Annotated in this window: 8 protein-coding genes; 5 read left to right on the top strand and 3 right to left on the bottom strand. The window is 73.1% G+C overall.

Features of this window, described 5'->3' with window-relative positions; genetic code table 11:
- The 4 genes from E6J59_13440 to sufT all read left to right on the top strand — a co-directional run.
- A partial coding sequence (locus E6J59_13440; GenBank protein ID TMB18918.1) for a cytochrome c oxidase subunit I occupies window positions 1-661 on the top strand: 661 nt, incomplete at its 5' end.
- The gene (locus E6J59_13435; protein ID TMB18917.1) at window positions 654-1,304 is read left to right on the top strand and encodes a cytochrome c oxidase subunit 3 family protein; all 651 of its coding nucleotides are present in this window, start codon (window positions 654-656) and stop codon (window positions 1,302-1,304) included. The genes E6J59_13440 and E6J59_13435, both read left to right, overlap by 8 nt.
- Window positions 1,294-1,587, top strand: a complete 294-nt coding sequence (locus tag E6J59_13430) for a caa(3)-type oxidase subunit IV (GenBank protein TMB18916.1) — start codon at window positions 1,294-1,296, stop codon at window positions 1,585-1,587. Before E6J59_13435 ends, E6J59_13430 begins: the two co-directional genes overlap by 11 nt.
- Window positions 1,588-1,663: 76 nt before the next feature.
- Window positions 1,664-2,194 (top strand): putative Fe-S cluster assembly protein SufT, encoded by a 531-nt coding sequence (gene sufT / locus E6J59_13425; GenBank protein TMB18915.1) that lies wholly within the window; start codon window positions 1,664-1,666, stop codon window positions 2,192-2,194.
- Window positions 2,195-2,344: 150 nt separating this feature from the next.
- On the opposite strand, the gene E6J59_13420 is transcribed toward sufT, so the two are convergent.
- The 3 genes from E6J59_13420 to E6J59_13410 all read right to left on the bottom strand — a co-directional run bounded on the left by E6J59_13420 (window position 2,345) and on the right by E6J59_13410 (window position 5,091).
- A complete protein-coding gene (locus tag E6J59_13420) occupies window positions 2,345-2,782 on the bottom strand; it encodes a hypothetical protein (GenBank protein ID TMB18914.1) in 438 nt (145 codons plus the stop codon).
- 156 nt (window positions 2,783-2,938) lie between these two features.
- A complete protein-coding gene (locus tag E6J59_13415) occupies window positions 2,939-3,937 on the bottom strand; it encodes a hypothetical protein (protein ID TMB18913.1) in 999 nt (332 codons plus the stop codon).
- Between the two features lie 2 nt (window positions 3,938-3,939).
- Window positions 3,940-5,091, bottom strand: a complete 1,152-nt coding sequence (locus tag E6J59_13410; GenBank protein TMB18912.1) for a hypothetical protein — start codon at window positions 5,089-5,091, stop codon at window positions 3,940-3,942.
- A gap of 138 nt (window positions 5,092-5,229) precedes the next feature.
- Between E6J59_13410 and E6J59_13405 the strand changes: the two genes are divergently transcribed.
- Window positions 5,230-7,098 carry a hypothetical protein gene (locus E6J59_13405; protein TMB18911.1) on the top strand — a complete coding sequence of 623 codons (1,869 nt, stop codon included), beginning with the start codon at window positions 5,230-5,232 and terminating at the stop codon, window positions 7,096-7,098.
- Window positions 7,099-7,131 lie beyond the last annotated feature (33 nt).

Below are 7,131 nucleotides of genomic sequence, written 5' to 3'. Positions count from 1 at the left end.
CCTCTCCTATCTAGTCGCCATCCCCTCCGCGGTGAAGGTGTTCAACTGGACGGCGACGCTGCACAAGGGGACGATCGAGTTCCGCACCCCGCTCCTCTACGCGCTCGGCTTCATCGGGCTGTTCACCATCGGCGGCCTGACCGGCCTCTTCCTCGCCTCGCTCGGCATGGACGTGCACGTGACCGACACCTACTTCGTGATCGCGCACTTCCACTACATCATGGTGGGCGGGATGGTGATGGGCTACCTGGGCGGCGTGCACTACTGGTGGCCGAAGATCAGCGGGCGGATGTACCCCGAGGGCTGGGGGCGGCTGGCGGCGCTCATCATCTTCATCGGCTTCAACCTGACCTTCTTCCCGCAGTTCATCCTCGGCTACCTCGGCATGCCGCGGCGCTATCACGCCTATCCCGACGAGTTCCAGGTGCTGAACGTGATGTCGACGGCCGGGGCCTCCATCCTGGGCGTCGGCTACCTGCTGCCGATGATCTACCTCCTCTGGTCGCTGCGCTACGGCGAGCCGGCGGGCGAGAACCCGTGGGACGCCACCGGCCTCGAGTGGCGGACGCCGTCGCCGCCGCCCCGCGACAACTTCGCGACCGCCCCGACGGTCAGCGGCGAGCCCTACGCCTACCCGGGCCGCGAGCCGGTTCATGGCTGAGCACGCCGCCGCGGTCGCCCACCAGTTCGACGACGCCGAGCAGCAGCGCGGCGCGGCCGAGCTCGGCATGTGGATCTTCCTCGCCACCGAGGTGATGTTCTTCGGCGGCATGTTCACCGCCTTCACCGCCTACCGCTGGCTCTACCCGGCAGCCTTTGCGCACGCGAGCCGCCACCTCGACGTGCTCCTCGGCGGCACCAACACCATCGTGCTCATCGGCTCGAGCCTCACCATGGTGCTGGCGGTGCACGGCGCGCGCGAAGGGCACCGCCGCTCGCTGCTCGTCTGCCTCGCGCTCACCATGCTCCTGGGCGGCGTCTTCCTCGGCATCAAGGCGATCGAGTGGACGCACAAGTGGGAGGACGGGCTCGTGCCCGGCCTCCGCTTCACGCTGACGGGCGCCGATGCCGGGCCCCAGGAACTCTTCTTCTTCCTCTATTTCGCGATGACGGGCGTGCACGCGCTCCACCTGATCATCGGGATCGGCGTGGTGGGCGTGATCCTCGCGCTCGCCTGGCGCGGCCACTACACGGCGGAGTACCACAACCCGGTCGAGGTGACCGGGCTCTACTGGCACTTCGTCGACATCGTGTGGATCTTCCTCCTCCCCATGCTCTACCTGATCGGACGCCATGGCCCGTAGCGGGGTGCGCGTCTACGTCGCCGTGTTCGCGGCGCTCATCGTGCTGACGCTCGCCACCGTCGCCGTGTCGTACGTCGACCTGGGGCCAGCGAGCGTGGTGGTCGCGCTCTCGATCGCGTTCACCAAGGCGGTCCTCGTCGTCCTCTTCTTCATGCACTTGCGCGAGAGCCCGGGGCTCACCTGGGTGGTCGCGGGCGGCGGCTTCTTCTGGCTCGCGATCCTGATCGGGCTCACGATGAGTGACGTGCTGACGCGAGGCTGGCTGCCGGTGGCGGGCCCGTAGTCAGTGGTTCAGCGCGGCACCACCACCGGCCCGTGGGGCGGTGGCGCCACCCGGCAGGGCGGTCTAGAATCCCTCCATGGAACGAACCGAGCTGACGCGCGACGTAGAGGCGATCCAGGTCCCCGGCGGGCACACCATGACGCTCGAGAAGGGCTGGGACGTCGTCATCACGCAGTCCCTCGGCGGCTCCTACACGGTGCAGGTCCCCGCCTACGGCGGCCTCTTCCGCATCGCGGGCAGGGACGCCGACGCGCTCGGCAAGGAGCCGACCACGGCGCCCGCCTCCGCCGCGGGCGGTGACCTCGAGGAGCAGGTGTGGGCGACGCTCAAGACCTGTTTCGACCCGGAGATCCCGGTGAACATCGTGGATCTCGGCCTGGTCTACGACATGCGCATCGCGCCGGAGGGCGACGGCCACCGCGTCGACGTCAAGATGACGCTCACCGCGCCCGGCTGCGGCATGGGGACGTCGATCGCCGCCGACGCGCGGCTCAGGCTCCTCGACCTCCCAGGCGTCACGGACGCCGACGTGCAGATCGTCTGGGACCCGCCGTGGAACCCGCAGATGATCTCGCCAGAGGGGAAGGAGCGGCTGGGGATGGCGTGACCGGCGGGCGCCGCCGGGAGTGCCGCTGCGGCTCCCGCTCCGGCGCCGACGCCGCGCGCCTGTCCCTCCGCACGGCGCGTGCGGCGCCGTCGAAGGTCGCCGCAGCGGCACCCCCGGCGGCGCCACGCGGCCGTCACGTCCCCCCGGTCGCTAGAAGCGGCGCTTGAGTCCGATGCGGAGGACGTCGCTGCGGCCGGTGACGGGGCCGCGGTACTCCTCGTCGTAGGCGACGAAGGCCATCCAGCCGCGGCGCGGGCGGCGGAGGATGTCGTAGGAGACGATGCGGTCGCTGTCGACCAGGTTGCGCGGCCGCCTGAGCCCGACGTAGTCGTCGAAGTCATACTCGTACCCGTCCACGATGTGAACCTGCTTCGGGATGAGGCTGAGCAGCGGACGGTTGCCGGGGCCGAGGGTCGCCACCTGCCGCGGCGCCTCGCTCGCCGCGGAGGCGAACGCGACCGCGCTGACGAGCGGGAGGACCAGGTTCGGCGCACCGTCGGCGAGAGCGGGGGCCGCCCGCGTCACCAGAGCGACCGTCATCGCCGCGAGCGCGTTACGCGACGCGGTGCGCCGCCGCGCGAAGTCCATGCAAAGCAACGCGCGTGCCGCGCGTGCCGCACACCGCGTCCGCACCGAAATAGCGCCGGCGGCGCCGGAGGGCACGTTGCAGCCGCGTCGCATCGTGCAGCGCCACGCGCTCGCGCCGAGCGACGACGGCGCAGGCGACGTGCGTGGTGCGATGATTCAGTGCGCGACGATGGCCGAGCTGACACGGCGCGTGTCGCCGGCGCTCGACACGACGATGGCAACTGCGCGGCTGCATGCCCAGGCGGGCTTTTCCGGGATCAGCGTGAAACCATCCCCGGCGGCTTCGACGCGGCCGGTGACCAGGCTCGCATGCGCATCGATACCGATCGCAAAGCGCGCGGCCGGTCCGCCCGCACCGGGCAGGAACGGGTCGAACGACAGGACGAGCTCTCCCGGCATCTCGCTCGCCGACGGGACGCGCAGCTCCACGATGTGGACGCGCCCGGCCAGCAGACACGCCGCGATCCGCTCGGCGCGTCCGGAGCGCCGCACGATCACGAGCCGGTCGCCGTCGCACGCGGCGACGTCGTAGACCAGCTCGCCGCCCTCCCGGGCGTACACCCAGCGCGCCCCGACCCCGAGCTGCGCCGGCCGCTCCACGAGGCGGAGGTCGGCGACGCCCGTAGTCAGGACGCCGATCGCGAACCCCTCCGTGTAGTACGCGGCCGCGAGCGCGCACGGCTCGCCGCCGATCGTAAGCCGGGTCCCGGGGGCCGCCGCCGCGCTCGCGTCGCGATACATGATGGGCAGCACGTCGGGGGCGTGGCCGAGCGGATCGGTGAGCCCACCGAAGGCCGGCAGGGGCGGCCCTGCCGTGCGCAGCTCGAGCACGATCCTAGTGCCGTCCGCCGTCGCGAAGCCGAGCCCTACCCTGAGTGTGTCCCGCCGGCCGCCTGTCTCGAAGACAATCGGCGCGAAGTGGACCGCGCGCGGACCGGCGCGCTGGTCCGCCACCGCCGCCCGGTCGTTCACGTAGTCGGTCTGGCCATGGTCGCGGCGGGTCACGATGGCGCGGACGAGCGGCTCGGCCCCGCGGCGCCTCGTCGAGAACGCCTCCACCGCCTCGTAGGCGGGATGCTCGGCGAGGAGCGCGATCACGTGCCCCTCCTCGCGGCGAAAGACGACCTCGAGGGGCTGAAGGAACTCGGGGGGCACGCCTACGGCGCGACGACGACCGCCTGCCCGCCGCCGCGACCACGACGGCGGCGCCCGCCGCGGCGCCGGCGCCGGCGCTTCCCCGGGGTCGGCGGGCTGGCGGTGTCCGCGGCCGCGGAAGCCGCCTCGGGCTCCCCGGCGCTGCGCTCCGCCGTCTCGGCCTCCTCCGTGCCGTGCGCGGCCGGCTCCTCGGCGGGTCCGGGCTCGACCAGCCGGACGGCGCCCGTGCGGCCCACCTCGAGCTCCTTGATGCGGCGCAGCCGCGTGATCAGCCGCGGCGAGCCCGGCGTGCGCCGGAAGCCGCGCGCCTTGAGGGCGTTCGAGAGGGCGTCGATGCTGACGGTGCGCTCGGGCGCACGCGCGAGCAGCTCGCGCGCCACGGCGAGGAGCTCGTCGTGGGGCGCCGTGTGGCCCTCGCCCGCGGGCTCGCTGCCGTTCGCCACCGGCGTGGCGGCCGTGGCGGGAGGCGATGGCGCCGCCTCTTCCCGTCGCCCGCGCCGCCCGCCGCGCCGCCGGCGGCGCGAGCGCGGCTCTCTGGCCCTCGCCTGCTCGGGCAGCGGCTCGGCGGCCGCCCCCGCGACGGCGCGATAGGAGAGCCGGCGGAAGCCGACCCCCAGGCTGGTCGCCACGTCGCCCACCGCGTCGAAGGCCTGGTCGTCGGTGATGATCTCGAGCTGGTCGCCCGGCCGCGCCGCCGCGAGCCAGACGCCGGCCGAGACCGCGATGCGGAGGTCGCTCCAGTCGCGCACGCCCACCGACGGCGCGCTGTGTACGAGGTGCGCGCCACGCTCGGCGAGGAGGCGCGCGGTGTCGTTGTTCACCACCCGCCAGTTGCCGACCGCCACCAGCTCCGTCGCGCGCGTCAGGCGATCGATGCCGAGATGGTCGAGCACGCGCGCGACGTGGTCGGCGCGGCTCGAGTTCTCGACATCGAAGTAGATCGCGCGCCGGATGGACGGGCGCGGCCGCTCGGGCTCCGGTGCCGGGACGCGCGCCGCGAAGCGCACCTCCGGATCCGCGGGCGCGACGTCTGCCGGCGCGGCCTCGGGCGGCGGCCGAGCGGGCTCTTCGAGCGGGAGGTCGAGCGGCGCCTGGGCGGGCGTCCGCCGTCTGCCGCCGTGGCGTCGCCGGGCGGGCTTCTTCCCCGTGGTCATCGCACACACCATAGCAAACGCGGACAACCCGGGCGACCGCTGCGCGACGAGGACTGACACCTTTTCGACGCTTCCGGGCCCGGCGAGCCCGGCGGAATGCGCCATTCCACCTGGCACAGCCGGTGCTGACTGCCGGCGATGGGCGTCCCGCCCCGAGGCGGCGACGTGATGCGGTCGGGCCTCGACGACCTCGTCACCTTCAACCGCTGGCTCTGCATGACCCGCCTGCGGGCGGCCGGGGCGGTCGTCGTCTTCACGCTCGCCCTCGCGTGGCTCGGCATAGGGGACATCGCGTCCGCGCCTGCCCTGGCGGCGTGCGCCGGCCTCTTCGTGGTCTCGGGGATCGGGCTCTCGTGGGACCGCCTCGCGCGCGCGCCACGCGTCCTCTTCTACCTCCAGAGCCTCGCCGATCTGGCCGGGATCACGTTCGGCATCGGCGCCTCCGCCGCCGGGGTCGAGGCGCTCCTCTTCCGCTCGGTCTACGCCCTCACCATCGTGCCGGCGGGGCTCATCTCGGTGCCGAGCGGGCTCGCGATGGCGACCGCCGCCACCCTCGGGCACGAGGCCCTGCTCGTGCACGAGCGTGGTCTCTCCCTGGCCACGCTCGCGAGCGTCGAGTCGCTCGTGCCCACCTTCCTATTCTTCCTCCTCGCGCAGCAGTGCTTCTTCTACGGCGCGCACCTGAAGCGCAAGAACACCGCGCTCGCGAGCCTGGCGGAGCGGCTCGAGGAGAGCCGGCAGCGCCTGGGCGCCGAGGCGCGCACCTCGGCCGCGCTCCTCGACGTCGCGCGTACGCTGAGCTCCACGCTCGAGGCGCCGGAGATCCTCGCGCGCCTGAACTCGACCACCAGCCAACAGCTCGGCGCCGACTGGAGCGGTACCTTCCTGGTCGATCCCGACTTCGGCACCTTCCGGCTCGTCGCCGCCACCGATGCCGACGCCGCCGCGGGCGAGCCCGAGCGCCTCGAGTTCCCCGTGAGCGGCTGGGCGCCGGTCGGGCGTCTCGCCGGAGAGCCGGTCGTCGTGCTGACCGCCGCCGAGGCCGCGTGCACCCCGGGCCTCGGCCGGAGCGGCCGCGTGCTCTCGACCATGATCCTGGCCGCGCTCTACCACGAGCGCGTGCTCGCCGGCTTCCTCGCCGTCGGCTTCGGCAGCCTGCCCGCTCCCGAGCGCGAGCAGGCGGTCGAGTTCCTGTCCGGCATCGCGCAGCATGCGACCATCGTGCTGCGCAACGCACGCCTGCTCGAGGAGGTGCGGCTGGCGAGCGCCATGAAGTCCGAGTTCGTGGGCGCCATCTCGCACGAGCTCCGCTCGCCGCTCAACGTGATGCTCGGCTATCTCGAGATGACGCTCGACGGCGCGTTCGGCCCGATCACCGCCGAGCAGAGGCACGCGCTCAGGCGCACGCAGGAGCAGTCGCTCATGCTGCTCGAGATGATCACGGCGCTCCTCGACATGAACCGCCTCGAGGCCGGCCGCCTCCCGGTGCAGCCCGCGCGCGTCTCCGTCCCGCAGCTGCTCGAGGAGATCTGCCAGCAGCTCCCGGAAGGCTGGCGCCGCCCCGAGGTGGCGTTCCGCCGCGCCATCGTGGCCGACCTGCCCGAGATCGAGACCGACCCGGGGAAGCTGAAGACCGTGGTGCGGAACCTCCTGCACAACGCCTTCAAGTTCACCGAGCGCGGACACGTGATGCTCGGCGCGAGCCTCACGCCCGAGGGCGACCTCGCCATCACGGTCGCCGACACCGGCTGCGGCATCCCGCCCGAGGCGATCCGGTACATCTTCGACATGTTCCGCCAGGTGCCGGGCTCGGGCGGGGGCGGCGTCGGCCTCGGGCTCCACCTCGCGCGCCGGCTGCTCCACGTCCTCGGGGGCACGGTGAGGGTCGCGAGCGAGGTGGGCAAGGGCACCTGCTTCACCGTGACCCTGCCGCTCGCCGCCCGCTTCGCGCTGCGCCAGAGACGGCGCCCGCCGGCGCCGCTCGCCCCGTCCGCGGACGCGGCGTAGCGTGCCGCGCCCGCCGGACCAGCCTCACGAGCC

The organism is Deltaproteobacteria bacterium (assembly GCA_005879795.1).
Lineage (GTDB): Bacteria > Desulfobacterota > Binatia > DP-6 > DP-6 > DP-6.
The sequence above is the reverse complement of the archived record's forward strand: the minus strand, read 5'-3'. Positions and strand labels throughout refer to the sequence as shown.

Bases quoted from the DNA above. Each gene is read 5' to 3' on its own strand.
- E6J59_13420 (TMB18914.1), bottom strand. From the start codon at position 2,782: ATGGACTTCGCGCGGCGGCGCACCGCGTCGCGTAACGCGCTCGCGGCG.
- sufT (TMB18915.1), top strand. From the start codon at position 1,664: ATGGAACGAACCGAGCTGACGCGCGACGTAGAGGCGATCCAGGTCCCC.
- E6J59_13405 (TMB18911.1), top strand. From the start codon at position 5,230: ATGGGCGTCCCGCCCCGAGGCGGCGACGTGATGCGGTCGGGCCTCGAC.
- E6J59_13410 (TMB18912.1), bottom strand. From the start codon at position 5,091: ATGACCACGGGGAAGAAGCCCGCCCGGCGACGCCACGGCGGCAGACGG.
- E6J59_13430 (TMB18916.1), top strand. From the start codon at position 1,294: ATGGCCCGTAGCGGGGTGCGCGTCTACGTCGCCGTGTTCGCGGCGCTC.
- E6J59_13435 (TMB18917.1), top strand. From the start codon at position 654: ATGGCTGAGCACGCCGCCGCGGTCGCCCACCAGTTCGACGACGCCGAG.